General features: G+C 56.6%; 14 protein-coding genes. 6 read left to right on the top strand and 8 right to left on the bottom strand.

Annotation, left to right across the window (positions count from 1 at the left end):
• Positions 1 to 32: 32 nt before the first annotated feature.
• Entirely contained in the window at positions 33 to 2135 is a 2103-nt protein-coding gene (ppk1, locus tag Q1A00_RS03250) for a polyphosphate kinase 1 (RefSeq protein WP_298482495.1), read from the top strand.
• On the opposite strand, the gene Q1A00_RS03245 is transcribed toward ppk1, so the two are convergent.
• Positions 2119 to 3312 carry a DUF3095 domain-containing protein gene (locus Q1A00_RS03245; protein ID WP_299755238.1) on the bottom strand — a complete coding sequence of 398 codons (1194 nt, stop codon included), beginning with the start codon at positions 3310 to 3312 and terminating at the stop codon, positions 2119 to 2121. The two genes, ppk1 and Q1A00_RS03245, sit on opposite strands and share 17 nt — an antisense overlap.
• 153 nt (positions 3313 to 3465) lie before the next feature.
• Here Q1A00_RS03245 and Q1A00_RS03240 point away from each other — a divergent pair, with 153 nt between their 5' ends.
• Positions 3466 to 4848 (top strand): peptidase MA family metallohydrolase, encoded by a 1383-nt coding sequence (locus tag Q1A00_RS03240; RefSeq protein ID WP_299755235.1) that lies wholly within the window; start codon positions 3466 to 3468, stop codon positions 4846 to 4848.
• A 38-nt stretch (positions 4849 to 4886) separates the two neighbouring features.
• On the opposite strand, the gene glyA is transcribed toward Q1A00_RS03240, so the two are convergent.
• On the bottom strand, positions 4887 to 6143 hold the full coding sequence (gene glyA, locus Q1A00_RS03235) for a serine hydroxymethyltransferase (RefSeq protein ID WP_298406332.1): 1257 nt from the start codon (positions 6141 to 6143) through the stop codon (positions 4887 to 4889).
• Between the two features lie 102 nt (positions 6144 to 6245).
• On the bottom strand, positions 6246 to 6977 hold the full coding sequence (locus Q1A00_RS03230) for a metal-dependent hydrolase (protein ID WP_298406331.1): 732 nt from the start codon (positions 6975 to 6977) through the stop codon (positions 6246 to 6248).
• A 210-nt stretch (positions 6978 to 7187) separates the two neighbouring features.
• On the opposite strand from Q1A00_RS03230, the gene trxA reads away from it, so the two are divergent.
• Entirely contained in the window at positions 7188 to 7520 is a 333-nt protein-coding gene (trxA, locus tag Q1A00_RS03225; RefSeq protein WP_298406322.1) for a thioredoxin, read from the top strand.
• Positions 7521 to 7561: 41 nt separating this feature from the next.
• The gene (locus tag Q1A00_RS03220; protein ID WP_298406320.1) at positions 7562 to 7840 is read left to right on the top strand and encodes a metal-sensitive transcriptional regulator; all 279 of its coding nucleotides are present in this window, start codon (positions 7562 to 7564) and stop codon (positions 7838 to 7840) included.
• Between the two features lie 45 nt (positions 7841 to 7885).
• Here the strand turns inward: Q1A00_RS03220 and Q1A00_RS03215 are convergent, their stop codons facing one another.
• The 4 genes from Q1A00_RS03215 to Q1A00_RS03200 all read right to left on the bottom strand — a co-directional run bounded on the left by Q1A00_RS03215 (position 7886) and on the right by Q1A00_RS03200 (position 12162).
• The gene (locus Q1A00_RS03215) at positions 7886 to 8203 is read right to left on the bottom strand and encodes a helix-turn-helix domain-containing protein (RefSeq protein ID WP_298406318.1); all 318 of its coding nucleotides are present in this window, start codon (positions 8201 to 8203) and stop codon (positions 7886 to 7888) included.
• A gap of 112 nt (positions 8204 to 8315) precedes the next feature.
• Entirely contained in the window at positions 8316 to 9578 is a 1263-nt protein-coding gene (locus tag Q1A00_RS03210) for a DUF5010 domain-containing protein (protein WP_299645093.1), read from the bottom strand.
• A 103-nt stretch (positions 9579 to 9681) separates the two neighbouring features.
• Positions 9682 to 11841, bottom strand: coding sequence for a sodium:solute symporter family protein (locus Q1A00_RS03205; protein WP_299755228.1), 2160 nt, complete (start codon positions 11839 to 11841; stop codon positions 9682 to 9684).
• A gap of 39 nt (positions 11842 to 11880) precedes the next feature.
• Entirely contained in the window at positions 11881 to 12162 is a 282-nt protein-coding gene (locus tag Q1A00_RS03200) for a DUF4212 domain-containing protein (RefSeq protein WP_299755225.1), read from the bottom strand.
• 344 nt (positions 12163 to 12506) lie between these two features.
• Between Q1A00_RS03200 and Q1A00_RS03195 the strand changes: the two genes are divergently transcribed.
• Together Q1A00_RS03195 and Q1A00_RS03190 are read left to right on the top strand one after the other, a co-directional pair.
• The gene (locus Q1A00_RS03195) at positions 12507 to 13484 is read left to right on the top strand and encodes a deoxyhypusine synthase family protein (protein WP_299755222.1); all 978 of its coding nucleotides are present in this window, start codon (positions 12507 to 12509) and stop codon (positions 13482 to 13484) included.
• Positions 13485 to 13609: 125 nt separating this feature from the next.
• A complete protein-coding gene (locus Q1A00_RS03190; protein WP_299755220.1) occupies positions 13610 to 14485 on the top strand; it encodes an alpha/beta hydrolase in 876 nt (291 codons plus the stop codon).
• Here Q1A00_RS03190 and Q1A00_RS03185 read toward each other — a convergent pair.
• Positions 14473 to 15737: FAD-binding oxidoreductase (locus tag Q1A00_RS03185; protein ID WP_299755218.1), on the bottom strand; the 1265-nt coding region annotated here is incomplete at its 5' end. The two genes, Q1A00_RS03190 and Q1A00_RS03185, sit on opposite strands and share 13 nt — an antisense overlap.

The raw sequence follows: 15737 nt of genomic DNA, 5'->3' as shown, positions 1-15737 counted from the left end.
GACGGGTTGATCATATTTTTACGGTCATGCCTATGACGGTTCCATCAGCACCGCTGCCCGATGTGCAGCCAGTTATTGAGTCGCGCTATTTCAATCGTGAATTAAGCCTGATCGAGTTTAACCGCCGCGTGCTCGAAGAGGCGATGGATCCGCGTAACCCGCTGCTCGAGCGGGTGAAGTTTCTGGCTATTTTTGCCTCTAACCTCGATGAGTTCTTCATGATCCGGGTCAGCGGCATTAAGCAACAGATCCGCGCCGGCGTTCAGAAACGATCGCCCGACGGCCAAACCCCCAGCGAGCAGTTGAGCGCTATTCGCCGCACCCTGTTGCCGATTCTTGAACAAGAGCGCGATCTGCTGCTGAACGATCTGCTCCCGGCGCTGCACGAACATGGTATTTCGATCCTGAATACCGTCGCCCTCAACGAAGCACAACGGGCATGGGTCGCCGACTATTTCCGTCGCCAGATCTTCCCGGTGCTGACGCCGTTGGCGTTCGATTCGAGCCGGCCGTTCCCTTTTATCTCGAATTTGAGCCTCAATCTGGCTGTGGTCATCCGCGATCAGGCCAAAGGCGAGCTCTTTGCCCGCATCAAGGTACCCGAAGTCTTGCCGCGGCTTATTCCTTTGCCCACCGAACTTTGCCCGCCTAAAGGCGATATTCCGCCCGGCCGTTGTCATTGCTTCGTCTGGCTTGAACAGGTGATCGCCGATCATCTCGAACAACTCTTTCCCGGCATGAATGTAGTTGAGGTCTATCCCTTCCGCGTTACCCGCAACGCCGATGTCGAGATTGAAGAAGACGAAGCAGATGATTTGTTGGCAACCATTGAACAGGGCCTGCGCCAGCGTCGCTTCGGCGAAGTGGTGCGCTTAGCGATTGACGATGGCATGCCTGAACGGATTTGCCAGTTGCTCGCCGCCAATCTCAAGGTTGGCCCCGAAGACATCTATTCGGTGCGCGGCCCGCTCGGCTTAAGTGATTTAATGCAATTGACGCGCCTTGATCGCCCCGATCTGAAGGATCCGCCGTATGTGCCGCGGCTGCCAGCGATGCTGAAGAACGGGAATAATATTTTCGATACCATCCGACAGGGTGATATTTTGCTCCACCATCCGTACCACTCGTTTACGCCAATCATTGATTTTATTCAGGCTGCTGCCGAAGACCCAAATGTGCTGGCGATTAAGCAAACCCTCTACCGCGTGGGGCGCAATTCGCCCATCGTGCAGGCGCTCATGCATGCCCGCGAGCAGGGCAAACAGGTGACGGTAGTGGTTGAACTCAAAGCCCGTTTCGACGAAGAAAACAATATTACATGGGCGCGGGCAATGGAACGGGCCGGTGTGCATGTCGTCTATGGCTTGGTTGGCCTCAAAGTGCATGCCAAACTAGCCATGGTTGTACGCCAAGAGAGCGATGGCATTAGGTGTTATGTCCATCTCGGCACCGGTAACTACAACGCGGTGACAGCCCGAGTCTACACCGACCTTGGCCTGCTCACCTGCCGGCCCGAAATTGCCGCCGATGTGGTTGATCTGTTCAATTATTTGACCGCTTACAGCCGGCAGAAGGAGTACCGCACCCTCTTGGTCGCTCCGGTCAATCTGCGCCGGCGTATGATCGAACTGATTGAAGAAGAGATTGCGCTCCACCGCTTGCACGGCAATGGCCGGATTATCTTTAAGATGAACGCACTGGTCGATCGCAAGATCATTGATGCCCTTTACGCCGCCTCGCAAGCCGGCGTCCAGATCGATCTGATCGTGCGCGGGATGTGCTCGCTCCGCCCGCAAGTGCCCGGTCTATCCGACAACATCCGCGTGCGGTCGATTGTCGGCCCGTATCTCGAACATAGCCGGATCTACTATTTCTACCACGGGGGCAAACCCAAGATTTACATCGGCAGCGCTGATATGATGGAACGCAATCTCGATCGCCGTGTCGAGGAACTCTTCCCGCTGACCGATCCGGCAGCAGTGCATTACGTTACCGAGACGTTGTTGACGACCTATCTGGCCGATAATGTGCGCGCCCGCGAACTGCAACCTGATGGCCGTTACGTGCGGGTGACACCCAACGGCCACGAAGTGATCGATAGCCAAGACCCGGCCCGGATTATTCCCGGCTGCTGACCGGAGCCATCTGGCGCAGCCGCCGTTTGAGGTCAAGCGCGGCAAGGGTAAAACCGCCATCAGCGCCGTCAACAAAGTGAATCTGGCGCCCCATCCGCTCGAAGACCACGCAGGTGAGCATCACCTCTGGCGAGCGGTGCGCACCAAACACTAGCTCACCCGCTGCAGCGCGCGCTTCCAACCATGCGAGTAGTTGTGCATGCTGCTCATCATCGCCCGAAATGATCATCCGCAGCACATCATCGTATTTGCGATAGTCGGCTGCCGTCACCACATGCTGCCGGTAACGATCCCACCATGGATCTTCGCCGCGCAATTGTTGCAGCCACCGATAGCCGAGTACACCTAAATTGAGGCTATAAATCTGCGCCCAGTACGCTAGTTGCGCCATCCGGCCCAACCCGCCGCGTAGCCGCGCCTCTGGCCAGAGCGCCACCGGCTTGGCACTGGCTTGCATTCGTGAATAGTGCAACGGATGATACGCCTGATCGCCACCATAGATCTGCTCAATCGCGTCGATGACCATCCGGTACACCGCCATAGTAGCCGCCGAATCAGCCTGCGGCAAGACCTGTACAATCAGGCACAAAGCCGCTCCATGCGCTGGTGGGATGGTGTTCCAACGACACTCGAGACCGTTCAGGTTCGCTTCATCAGGATTGCCGGGAGCAACCAACACATCTACCGCCGTCTCTTCATCTTTCACTAACCGCTCGGCATAACTCATTCCGCCACCGCTAAACACCGCCTGCGCGACCTGTTGGTTCAGCGCTAGTCGCCCAACTAACACCCGATAACCGGCCTGCGCGATCGCGTTCGCTGGCACGGCCCCAACCCGCAGCTCAAGGTTAAACGCCTGCTGGGCCAAGCCGCTGACCGCGCTGAGCGCCCGTAACGTCGCCTCAGCCAATTCTGGCGGTACTGCCAACGACGCACCGTCACCGCCAAACACGAATGGTATCTCGACGTCACCAGCCACATTCAGCGCCGCAGTGATTGTGGCGGCCCCGGCCATATTCACCTCTTTATACCGGCCTTCGGCCACCGCGCGCGTCGATCCACGCACATCGCAAACGATGACCGTCCAATCATCAGGCAACGGCTGGTAAGCGTTCAAATCAGCAATATCGCTGAACTTGGTCAAGAGTGGCAGTTGCGCGAAAAAAGATGTTGTCATAGACGTTTAGTTAGGATGGCAATGAAGTTCGTTACCTTGGTACAAGCGCTGGCGGCAATAAAGCAGGAGCTCACTTCCGCCAGCAATGTTCTAGCATATCCCCTATGACCATGGTACACTATCATCGTTATGGATTGCCTTACTACAAAGATTATGATCAGATTACGGCTCTGGCTGATCACGCTGGCAGCATTATGCGCATGGCTGGCTGGTGGCGTGGCGCTGGCTCAACCAACGTGGATCGAGCAAAGCACGGCCTATTTCCGCCTCGTCTATGCGCCCGAAGATGAGGCGATTGCTGACGAATACGCTCTTATTATCGATACATTGTATAACGAACTAAGCACCACCTTCGCCTTTCAACCACCTACACCGCTGACTTTACGTCTCTACCCCACTAGCGCGTCCTACTTTACCGCCAACCCTGCTGCGCGCAATGTCCCCGGCGTGATCGCCCACGCCGATTTTCGCCGCCGCGAAGTGGTGGTCATTGTCGAGCGGGCGCGCCACCAGAGTGAGACGGCTCAGATCAACAACTTGCGCCACGAGTTGACCCACATCTTCGCCGCCGAGCTCAGCAATGGCCGGTTGAATGTCGGTTTGCAAGAGGGAATTGCGCAGTACATGGAATTGCCGGGGCCGGATCGCGACGACAAAATCGCTCTTCTGCGCGATCTCACTCAGCGCGGGGCGTTGTGGTCGTGGGCCATGTTAGATGACCGTAACGCGATCTACGGCCAACCCGAACTGAGCTACCCGCAAACATGGTCAATTGTTACCTTTTTGATCGAGCGTGATGGCTTCGAGCAGTTTCGCCAATTTCTCACCGCATTGCCCCAAAGCAGCGGCTACCGTTCGGCAATGGCAGCGATCTATGGCGTCTCGGCCACCACCCTCGAAAGCGAATGGCGGGCATGGCTGCCTGCCTTTTTGCAGCTCGAACCGGCTGCTATTCCCCCGACGATGATTGATTTAGCGCCGGCACAGGCATTGCTTTCCGCCGGCGATTATGATCGCGCCTTGCACGAACTCGAACGCCTTAGTGCAATTGCCGGCGCCGAGACGCAAAACCGCATCGCTGCGCTGCGAGCGCGGGCACAGATCGGGCAGCGCGCCAATCAATTAACTGAGGCGGCTCGTACCGCATTGCTTAACGGAGATTATGAACAGGCCGAGCGCCTCATTGGTCAAGCCGAGCAAGCCTACCGCGAGATCAATGACCGCCGTCAAGCAAACGTGCTCGCCGAGTATCGATCGCGGGTGGCGCGCGGGTTACAAGCCGGTGAGACACTGCGCCGGGCTGATGCACAAGCCCGCCGGTTCGATATCTTTGGCGCACAGGCAAATGCTGAAGCGGCTGCGCGTGAGTTTGCCGCTTTGGGTGATGAGGTGCGGCGCGATAACGCTTTAGCGCTGCGCCGCAGCCTTGCCGAACAGCAGCGTACTCTCGCCGCTGCTTTACTCTTCTTTGGCGCGGCTGGGCTGGCAATCCGGTTCATTGGTCGCCAATTGTGGCCCGCGCCTGAAGCGTGGTGATGGGTCATACCGCGGTGCGGCCCGCCAACAAATGGATGTTAGCGCACCTGTACCATATCGGCAGGCACCGGAAAATGGCGGCACAACTCGCCCACTTCAGATGCGATTCGCGCCAACCGTGCTTCGTCGTCAGGATACATCAATACCTCGCCGATCCACGCCGCAATTTGCACCATTTCACGCTCGCGCATGCCGCGCGTCGTCACTGCCGGTGTCCCAATCCGAATACCGCTCGTCTTCATTGGCGGCTGCGGATCGTCGGGGATGGCATTCTTATTGACCGTGATCGCCGCTTTATCCAACGCCCGCTGCGCCTGCGCACCGGTCAGGCCGGTGCTTCGCAAATCGACCAGCATCAGGTGATTATCGGTACCGCCACTCACCAACGTTAACCCTTGCCCGCGCAACCCTTCCGCTAGCGCCCGTGCGTTAAGCCGGATCTGGACGGCATACTGCTTGAATTCAGGCCGCAGCGCCTCGCCGAAGGCAACCGCTTTGCCGGCAATCACATGCATCAGCGGCCCGCCTTGCGTCCCCGGAAAGACGCTGGAATTGATCTGCTTGGCAAACTCTTCCCCCATCAAAATAAGACCACCACGCGGCCCACGCAACGTTTTGTGCGTCGTGGTGGTAATGATATGCGCGTGCCCCACCGGCGACGGATGCTCGTCGGCGGCCACTAACCCGGCAATATGGGCAATATCGGCCATTAACAATGCGCCGACTTCATCTGCGATCTGGCGCATACGAGCAAAATCGATGATCCGCGGGTAGGCGCTTGCACCTGATGTAATCAACTTGGGCCGGATTGCACGCGCCTTGGCGGCTAAATCGTCGTAGTCGATCTGGCCGCTCTGCGGATCGACGCCATAGAACTGCACGTTATACCACTTACCGGAAAAATTGACCGGGCTGCCATGAGTGAGGTGGCCGCCGTGATCAAGCCGCATGCCGAGAATGGTATCACCGGGTTGCAACAGAGCAGTGAACACCGCGATATTGGCTTGCGCCCCGCTATGCGGCTGGACATTCGCGTGCGTCGTGCCAAATAACTGGCAGGCGCGATCGATCGCTATCTGCTCGATTGCGTCGACAAACTCACAGCCACCGTAGTAGCGCCGTCCGGGCAAGCCCTCGGCATACTTGTTGGTCAACACCGAACCCTGCGCTTCCATCACGGCGAGGCTGGTGTAATTCTCGCTAGCGATCAGCTCAAGCCCTTGGCGCTGGCGTTGCGCTTCACGCTCGATCAAATCGGCAATGATCGGGTCAGTTGCGCGCAAATGTTCAAGCATCGTCTCTTCTCCCTGTGTTTATGTCGTGTAAAAGTGAAAAAGCCGTTCTGTTTGCCGGATGATACCGGCAAACAGAACGAACGTGCCATCATCGCTCCTCGCTTAACTTACCGACTCACCGGGCTTGAGCGCAATCACCTCAGTGGTTACGCCAAACTCGCGGCAATGTTCGACCAAAGCCTCTGGCGTCCCGCTCAAAATAGGGAACGTGCCAAAATGTTCCGGGATCGCATACTTGGCGCCGATCAACTTCAAGGCATACGCCGCCTGTCGCGGATCCATCGTAAAGTGATCGCCGATCGGCAAGATCACCAGCTCAGGACGGTACAATTCGCCGATGATCTGCATGTCCATGGTCACGCAGGTATCGCCGGTGTGATAGATGGTAAAACCATTGCTAAACCGTAACACATAACCGGCTGCCGTGCCCAGACTGACAATTTGGCCATTCTCGTAGATCGTGCTCGAATGGTGGGCTGTCGTCATTGTCGCCCGCACATCGGCGACTGTCACCGTGCCGCCTTTGTTAAAGCCGACAATTTGCGCCGCCGGGATGCCTTCGCCTTCAAGGTAGGCCACCATATCGTATTGACAAACGACTGTCGCCCCGGTTTCACGGGCAATATCCACCAGATCGGCAATGTGGTCAAAATGGCCATGCGTCACAAAAATCGCTGCCAAGTTCTCACGCACCCGTGCCTTCCACGGCTCAGGGCAGGCCGGATTACCGTCAACCCACGCATCGATCAAGATATTGCGGCCCTCCGGCGTCGTTAAGTGGAAGGTGCCATGACCAATCAGGGTAATCGTAACATCACGCCCTAGCGTTGCCAAGGTTGCCTCCTTCCGGTCACAAAACACGAACTACTTATGGGCCGATGAAAGCTCTAGATGGTGCTGATCATGCTCTCAGTATAACACAGAGCATCATCCTCTTGACAACTGGCCCAGTGCTAGGTATAGTATACCCCCGGGGGGTATGTTTACTACCCGCACTGCGGCAAAGCAACCGCTACTTACGAATGAATGAGGAGGATAGAATCAATGGCTAAGCCCATCGTCGTCAACGATTCCGATTTTTCCGAGAAGGTCTTGCAATCGAGCACGCCGGTCGTGGTCGATTTTTGGGCGCCGTGGTGCGGGCCGTGCCGTGTCATCGCCCCTATCCTTGACAAGCTAGCCAACGAGTATGAGGGCCGGCTCACTATTGCCAAGGTCAATACCGATGATAATGTGCAGTACGCTTCCCAGCTCGGCATTCAAGGTATTCCGACGCTAGTCATCTTTAAGAATGGCAAAGAAGTTGGGCGGTTGATCGGCGCGCGACCGGAAGCGATGTATCGCGAGATCTTCGATAAAGTGCTGGCAATGGCGTGAGCACTCCACCACCAACGCCAGACCCGGCAGGTGAACGGCCTATGAACGCCGGTTACCATCCATTGGCGCCTGAACGGCGCGACGAACTGGTGCGTCGTCTACGGCGTATTGAAGGCCAGGTGCGCGGCATTCAGCGCATGGTGGAAGAGGGTCGTGACTGCCGCGATATTGTTCATCAGATCGCGGCCATTCGGCAGGCATTGGCCAGCGCCAGTAGCGTTGTACTCGAATGCTATGCGCAAAATTGCCTGAGCGATAGCGAACGTTGCCGCGCCGAAACGATCAACGAGCTGATCGAGCTATTTAAAGACGTTTGTTAGCCCGCTATGCGCCGGGGGTGAGCATTTACTCACCCCCGGCTTGTGTTATTCAGAACCTACTGCGGTTGCCACCTCGCCGGTTTCGGTCGCTTTCCCATTCAGCAAGATAGCGAGTAAATCGCGCACTACCAAACCTTGCTGGGCTGGATGGCGCAACGGGCGATCGGCATAGATGGTGTACCGGTTGTGCCGGCCCTCGCGCACGTGCGAAATGTAGCCAGCCTCGTGCAGATCGTGCAAAATACGTTGTACAGCCCGCTCGGTAATTCCAACCGTCTGCGCTATGTCGTGCGCTGTCACCCGCGGGTTACGGGCAATACAGAGCAAGACTTGCGCATGGTTGGTCAAGAATGTCCAACTCATACGATCGTCTTTCTAGACGTAGAATGCAAATTCTCGTTTCATAATATTGTACCAGCGTTATTGGTTGCGAGCGAGGGAAGGGAAAGGATACACGCCTCAATAGTGAGCGACTTCACGGCGCTGACCCAAAGGTTGCTCGCCATTCACGAATGATTTGCAGGTAGAAATCGGGCGGCAGGGGGCGACCATCGCGGTCAGTGTACGTCGCCGGCGCCACTGCGGTATTCTCCGGCCATTCATTCCACGTCTCGATCAGTACCAGATCGGTATCGGGCGGGATGGCCGCAAGGCTGGCGCGCAGAAATGCGCCGGGAGCGACAGGACCGCCGCCGGGAGGTTCATCACGCGGCTGCACCCGCGGGTCGCTTACCCCCGGAATGCGCGAGTTATCGAACCCCGGCCCGACGCTGCTCACCTTAAACCCGCGCAATTCGCCGGTATACGGCCCGACTAGCGCCGTCCCCCAGCGGTAGACGCCATCAGCCACCTCGGCACTGCTCGGCAAACCCGCCGGTGGGGCCAGCGCCTGTGGGTTAAGCCACGTCTCTTCGAGGATCAACCACGGCTCGACACCAAAATCGGCACGAAAGGCATCTTTAACTGCCCGCCATAAAGCGCCACTCAATTCGATATGATCGCAGCACAGAGCCGTATAGGTAATGATGATCGGGCGGCCATCAATGATTGCCCACATCTCACGAGGCACCCGCTGAAAGAAATCGCGAATGTGCAGGTTGTAAAAGAAATACCCACTGCGCGGATCGCTGAGCGGTAAGCGCGGCACATTCGGCCCAAACCGGTACCCGTTGCCCAAAAACTCTTGGTACATCCCCTGTTGTGCCGTTGTATCGAGAAACATACCGATTTGTAATGGGCGGTCAAGTACACCATTCGCTTGCACCAGCAGATTAATCCGATCTTGTTGAAACCACGGATGAGGGTGATCACCCCAGCTTACCGGAAACACGATGTCGATGCCGGTAGCGGCCATTGTGCGTAGCTCTTGTTCGTACCAGTCGTAGTTGTACGATGAATAACTTAAGCCATCACGCGGGTCAGGATCGTCAGGCAAAGGTGTCAACCAACCGGGTGGCACTGCGCGCAGTTGGTCAGCATTACATTCTTGTTGTGGGCAGTTGTACCAGTAGAAAAAAAACGTGCCGAGCGGCGGACTGCGCCGGGCCGGAGTTGGGGGAACTGTGGTGGCTGCCGGTGGGGTTGGCAAGATTGAGTTGGTTGGCGAAGGCACTGCTGTTGCTGACACTGCCGGCGTAGGCTCAGCAGGCGGCGGCAAGCTACAGGCAGCTACGGTAACGAGCAGCGTCACCGCGATAAACGATTGTAGACGCACTAGCAGAGTCTTGATCGTATCCATACACTGGCAGTATAGCACGATCAAGCACCAGCCGGCGGTTTACCCAAACACAAACACGGCGCGAGCAACGTGCCCGCGCCGTGACTGCCGTTGAACAACCAACCTACTTCGCTGTCGCCACCTTATCGAGCATCTTGGTCATTCCCTCATCGTCAGTGATGGGATTGCGCAAGCTTTCGACCAGATCCTGCGTTTCTTTCGAGGGTTCCTTCGTCAGCAGGCTCACGACCACAATCAAGATGATCGCCACCGGCAGACCGAAGATGCCCGAACCGAGGTGCGAAATGCCCAGCACATTAAACGCCGGGTTCATATAGTTGTTGAACATGTAGAAGAGGGTAACACCCAAACCGCCGATCATACCGGCAATCGCACCGGGGCCATTGGCTCGCTTCCAGAAGATACCGAGCAGCACCACCGGGAAGAAGGTCGCGGCGGCCATCGAGAAGGCCCATGCCACCATTTGGGCAATGAGGGCAAGGCGCGGCAGTGCCAACAATGCTGCAATGACAGCAGCCACCACGATCATCGACTTGCCTAGCACAATGCGGGTATTGAGGCTTGCCTTGGGGTTAATGGTGCGGAAGTAGATATCGTGGGCAATGGCCGATGCAATCACCACCAGCAGACCATCAGCGGTGCTGAGCGCCGCGGCAAGGCCACCAGCCGCAATCAGCGCGCCGATAGTGAAGGGCAGACCAGCAATATCCGGCGTCGAGAGCACCACGAGGTCGCCGTCAATACCATCAGCCACAGCGCGGCCCAGCTCATTGAGTTGCAAGATGCCGTCCGTGCGAGCCTTCGTCACTACGGTGCCCGAAATCTCACCCGCGCGGCCTTTGCCCTCACCTAGATCCTCCCACGGGCCAAGGTCGATCTTGCCGTTACCATTGGTGTCTTCCACCACCAACGACTTCGCATTGATCAAATTCTTCACCCAGCCCGGTTCTTTACCAATTTCGACGCCATCAATTGCCTTCAGGTCGCGGATCACAATCAGACCATTGCTGGCCCACGTCTTCGTCCACGCTGGCAACTGGCTAATCTCCTTGCCAACCACATTCTCAAGAATCTGCCAGCGCGAGAAGGCAGCATAGGCCGGCGCAGTGAAGTAGAGCAAGAAGATGAAGAAGAGCGACCAACCGACGCTCATCCGGCTTTCACGCACGCTTGGCACCGTGTAGAAGCGAATGAGAATGTGCGGCAGACCAGCAGTGCCCAGCATCAAACATGCCATCAAGGCGAGGAAGTTCCACGGCGTGCCACGCCAGTCGCCGAGTTCAGGCTTCTTAGCATCAGGAATGGTCTGCAGCGCCGGTGGCGTCAGATTCAACCCGAACTGGGTGTTCAGCTGCTTGACGGCATCGACTGCGGCTGCGTTGCTCAAACCTTCATTAAAGGGCGGAATGTAACCGCTGGTAACGAATTTCCCCGGCACCACTGGCGACTCGCTGGTCTTTGCCAGACCTTGCTCTTTCTCAAGCACTTGGATACGCTGGAGCGCTTGTCCGTAGCTCAACTGCGGGATAGGGAAGCCGGTCAATTGGATCGAAAGCGCTGTTACTGGGATTAGGTAGGCAATAATGAGAATAATGTACTGCGCCACCTGCGTCCACGTCACTGCCTTCATTCCACCGAGGAACGAACAGACCAGCACACCCGACAGGCCGAGCACCACACCGATCGTATAGTCAACGCCGACGAAGCGCTGCATGATCAGACCAACGCCGACCACCTGCGCCGTTACGTAGGTCAGCGAAACGATAATCGCGCAGATCGCCGCTACCACGCGGGCGGTGTTGCCACCGAAGCGCGCGCCGACAAAGTCGGGAATGGTGTATTGGCCAAACTTGCGCAGGTACGGCGCGAAGAGCAGCGCCAGCAACACGTAACCGCCTGTCCAGCCCATAATATAGGCCAGACCATCGTAACCGAGCAGCCAGAGCGTACCGGCCATCGAGATGAACGATGCCGCACTCATCCAGTCAGCGCCAGTAGCCATCCCATTGAAGACAGCCGGCACATTGCGCCCGGCGACATAGTACTCATCGAGCAACTTTGTGCGCGACAGAATGCCGATGGTCGCGTAGAGCGCCATTGTGAGCAGCAGGAAGACCCAGCCAATGATCTGCGTGGGCAGACCGGCAAAGACCTCAAGCATGAGCATAACCAAGCTCACGACGATGAAACCGATCGTAAAGTAGCCGTAATAGCGCGCCATCCGATTGCGGAAGACGCTCTGGCTCTGGGCCGAAGCAGACATGCGCGTTTCTCCTCTGCAACTACGGAAACCGATACCAAACTAGCGATCGCGATCACTCAAACCGTACTTCGCATCCAACTTGTTCATGGCATAGGCGTAATAGAAAATTTCCACCACGAACACGATCAACGATCCTTGGCTACCCATGTAGTAGCCGAAGGGAAAACCAGCAATCACAATGTTGTTTAGAGCTTCAACAAATAGAACCGGCACATACGAGACGACGAACCAGATCGCGATGAGAATCGAGATCAGGCGTAGGTTCTCCTTCCAGTACAGCCGATTACGCTCCGCCGCCGGGAGCTTCGCCAGATCCGACATAGGACCTCCTTCACAGACGCTGTGCTTCTCCAAGGCGATGCATATCCAATATTGTTGCGAACAGAACGCTGATCTCACAAACATGGTGAGAGAAGCCACAGACAGGGTCGGCAATCGAAACAGCGCAATGTTCGCAACACGCTGGCTATGCATCTTATATCGCGGTACGATGATTGTAGCAACCCTTTTTCAGTGCAGGTTAAGTTTTGTGTAAAGTTTTGGTAAATTATCCCCTTATTTCGGGTGATACCCTTCACGATCCGGTCGTTGTTCTTGCCATGCTATAATCAGCCGTAGGCTTCGTATCACCTTGCAATGCCCATACGAACGAAGGGAACAGACCCATGACCAATAGCACAATCAGTCAATTCATCCGTCACCATTTTCGCCACTTTAACGCGGCAGCGCTCGTCGATGCCGCCGATGGCTATCGCGCTCACCTTGAACAGGGCGGCAAGATGATGATCACGCTGGCCGGAGCAATGAGCACCGCCGAACTAGGCCTTTCGCTGGCCGAGATGATCCGGCAAGAGAAGGTGCATGCCATCTCATGCACTGGCGCGAATCTGGAAGAAGATATCTTTAACCTTATCGCGCACGATTTTTACGAGCGAGTACCGCACTATCGCGACCTTAGCCCCCAGCAAGAGCAAGAACTGCTCGAACGTCACATGAACCGGGTAACCGACACCTGCATCCCGGAAGAAGAGGCGATGCGGCGGCTTGAGAAGGCCCTGCTCGATGAGTGGATGAACGCCGACCGCGCTGGCGAGCGCTATTTCCCGCACGAGTTTATCTATCGCCTTTTGCGCACCGGTAAACTCGAACAGTATTACCAGATCGATCCGCGTGATTCGTGGGTTTACGCGGCAATGGAGCGCAATCTGCCGATCTATGTGCCGGGTTGGGAAGACTCGACCACCGGCAATATGTATGCCGCCCACTGCATCACCGGCGAGATCAAGAATGTGCATACGGTGCGCACTGGCATCGAGTACATGATCGATCTGGCCGATTGGTATACACGCACGTCCGCCGAATCTTCGATCGGTTTCTTCCAGATCGGCGGTGGTATCGCCGGCGATTTCCCGATCTGTGTAGTGCCGATGCTGCATCAAGATTTGGGTCGGGAGGGGGTGCCGGTGTGGGGCTATTTCTGCCAGATTAGCGACTCAACGACGAGTTATGGTTCGTATTCTGGCGCTGTTCCTAATGAGAAGATCACGTGGGGTAAGCTGGCAGTTGATACGCCCAAATTTATTATTGAGTCGGATGCAACGATTGTGGCGCCGCTGATCTTTGCGCTCGTGCTCGGATGGTGAGGCCGGCGGATGGTGGCGTCGCACGGCTATGCGACGCCACTGTTGGTCATCCACCCGCAAGCCAGTATCATGCAGGTGATGCGTTTATTAGAACGTTAGTCGCTACCGGCTCAAGAGATTCACCATTGCTGAAACTAATGGTGCAACTGCTTGGCGTCATGGCGCTCGGATATACCCTACTGTGCGCTACAGCATACGTGGCGCAAGAACGGCTGCTCTTCTTTCCTGAATATGACCCGCCCGGCACACAATACAATTTTGGCTGGCCAGTAGAAGAGGTGTTTATTCCGGTCGAAGGCGCAACCCTGCACGCGCTCTGGTTTCGCACCACCAACCCCACGGGTGTTATCCTTTACTTCCACGGCAACGGCGGCAGTTTACGGAGTTGGGGCGCAGTAGCGCCTGATTTTATTATCCGCGGCTACGAGGTGGTTATGGTAGATTATCGCGGGTATGGCCAGAGCAGCGGTTCGATCAGCAGCGAAGCGCAACTGCTCGCCGACGCAGAAGCAGTTTATGCTTGGGTGCTGGAGCGCTACCCAGAATCGCAGGTTGTCCTCTACGGCAGTTCGTTAGGAACCGGTTTTGCCTCGTGGCTGGCAGCCAATCATCAACCCAGCCTGCTCATTCTTGAAAGCCCATTCTACAGCATTGAAACGCTCGCGCGCCGGATGTTTCCGTGGGTGCCGAGTATTCTGCTTAAATATCCGCTCCGCACGCATAGTTGGATCGACCGAGTCCGTTGCCCGGTCGTGATCTTCCATGGCACAAACGATACCGTTATCCCGTTTGCCGACGGTGAGCGGCTGGCCAGTACGGTGACAGCGCCGCTGACGTTTTACCGCTTAGAAGGCGGTGGCCATGTCGATTTTGGTAGGTATCGTATCTATCACGAGGCACTCAATCAAGCCCTCGGTCCTCGACGCTGCTGTAACAGTGAACCGGCGCCAACGTATCACCATTCGTGCCCTATGAATGGTCAGTTGTTTTACTCAGAATAGGGGTTGACCGCTCTCATTCCAAATGGCCAACGTCGTCGGTTGAGCCGATGAGCGGGGTCAAAGGCATCTTTGAGCCATGCACTTAGTTCTTCGTTGAACAACGTTGTACTTCGTCCCCACCGCCACTGTTCGTGCGATAAAGGTAACGGGCCGGCGGGGAGCTGAGTATGCGGCCAACGGGTCACAAGATCGGTCAGCATTCGACCAACCTGATCGATGTTACCTTGTAGATGACCGTACACAAGGCCTTGATATGGACGACCAGCAATGGTTGCTGTTACACCATGCTGAGCTGCACTCTGCCGAAGATCGGCAAAGACTGCGGCAAACTGATCCGGATCAACGGCTACCCGGATGGGCCAGATTGTTGGCTCAGACGGAATTGTCGCTACCCGTAATACCGGCTGCCAGAGCTGGTCTTGTTCGCTCCCTCGCGCAAGCCACAGAGTGCGCGCTCGGTGGGCAGTTGCGAGGGAGGCACTCTCAACTGCCGATCGCTCGCACGCCGCAGGATGGCCGTCAAACTGAGCCAGCACCACCAGCGTTCCCGCGAATTGTTGCCTATCCTGCGCAGCGGCATCGCATACCTCAACCGCAACCGGACGCAACCGTGTGGCGGCGAGTGCAGCCAGAAAATAGCTCACATCCTGCAGGTCGAGAAAGCCAGCAGCAAGAGTTATCGTTGCTGGCGGGCAAGGGAATGTGCGCAGCCGTACCTCGGTGATCACGCCGAGCGTGCCATAACTGCCGGTAAACAGTTTTACCAGATCGTAGCCGCTGACATTTTTTACCACCTGCCCGCCAAGCCGAATCACCGTACCATCACCTTGCACCACTGTCAGACCAAGCACAAGATCACGCCAAGAACCGTATCCCCAACAGCGCGGCCCGTTAGTCGCCGTAGCGACGAGACCACCCAATGTAGTATGCTCTTGATCAGCAACTGCTACGGGGAAGTGTTGATGATGCGTCGCAAGCACTACTTTCAGCTCAGCTAATGACATCCCGGCCTCAACCCCAATCGTCAGATCATCGGGATCGTAGCGTAAAACCTGATTCAACCGTCGGGTGACGATAATCACCTCTGGACGATCAAGCAACGGGCCAATGGCCTGCTGCGTACCGCCACCCCACGGCACCACATGGACGCCTGCTTGGTGACACGCTTTCATCACAGCAGCGAGTTCTGCGGTTGTAGCCGGACTCACAACACACTGTGGTAGCATCCCTTGAATCGCATACTGGACAACAG

Origin of the sequence: uncultured Chloroflexus sp., assembly GCF_938091255.1 — a bacterium.
GTDB lineage: Bacteria > Chloroflexota > Chloroflexia > Chloroflexales > Chloroflexaceae > Chloroflexus.
Note: the sequence above shows the minus strand (reverse complement) of the source record. Positions and strands in the feature narration are given on the sequence as shown.

Bases quoted from the DNA above. Each gene is read 5' to 3' on its own strand.
- ppk1 (WP_298482495.1), top strand. From the start codon at position 33: ATGACGGTTCCATCAGCACCGCTGCCCGATGTGCAGCCAGTTATTGAG.
- Q1A00_RS03245 (WP_299755238.1), bottom strand. From the start codon at position 3,312: ATGACAACATCTTTTTTCGCGCAACTGCCACTCTTGACCAAGTTCAGC.
- Q1A00_RS03240 (WP_299755235.1), top strand. From the start codon at position 3,466: ATGATCAGATTACGGCTCTGGCTGATCACGCTGGCAGCATTATGCGCA.
- glyA (WP_298406332.1), bottom strand. From the start codon at position 6,143: ATGCTTGAACATTTGCGCGCAACTGACCCGATCATTGCCGATTTGATC.
- trxA (WP_298406322.1), top strand. From the start codon at position 7,188: ATGGCTAAGCCCATCGTCGTCAACGATTCCGATTTTTCCGAGAAGGTC.
- Q1A00_RS03220 (WP_298406320.1), top strand. From the start codon at position 7,562: ATGAACGCCGGTTACCATCCATTGGCGCCTGAACGGCGCGACGAACTG.
- Q1A00_RS03215 (WP_298406318.1), bottom strand. From the start codon at position 8,203: ATGAGTTGGACATTCTTGACCAACCATGCGCAAGTCTTGCTCTGTATT.
- Q1A00_RS03210 (WP_299645093.1), bottom strand. From the start codon at position 9,578: ATGGATACGATCAAGACTCTGCTAGTGCGTCTACAATCGTTTATCGCG.
- Q1A00_RS03205 (WP_299755228.1), bottom strand. From the start codon at position 11,841: ATGTCTGCTTCGGCCCAGAGCCAGAGCGTCTTCCGCAATCGGATGGCG.
- Q1A00_RS03200 (WP_299755225.1), bottom strand. From the start codon at position 12,162: ATGTCGGATCTGGCGAAGCTCCCGGCGGCGGAGCGTAATCGGCTGTAC.
- Q1A00_RS03195 (WP_299755222.1), top strand. From the start codon at position 12,507: ATGACCAATAGCACAATCAGTCAATTCATCCGTCACCATTTTCGCCAC.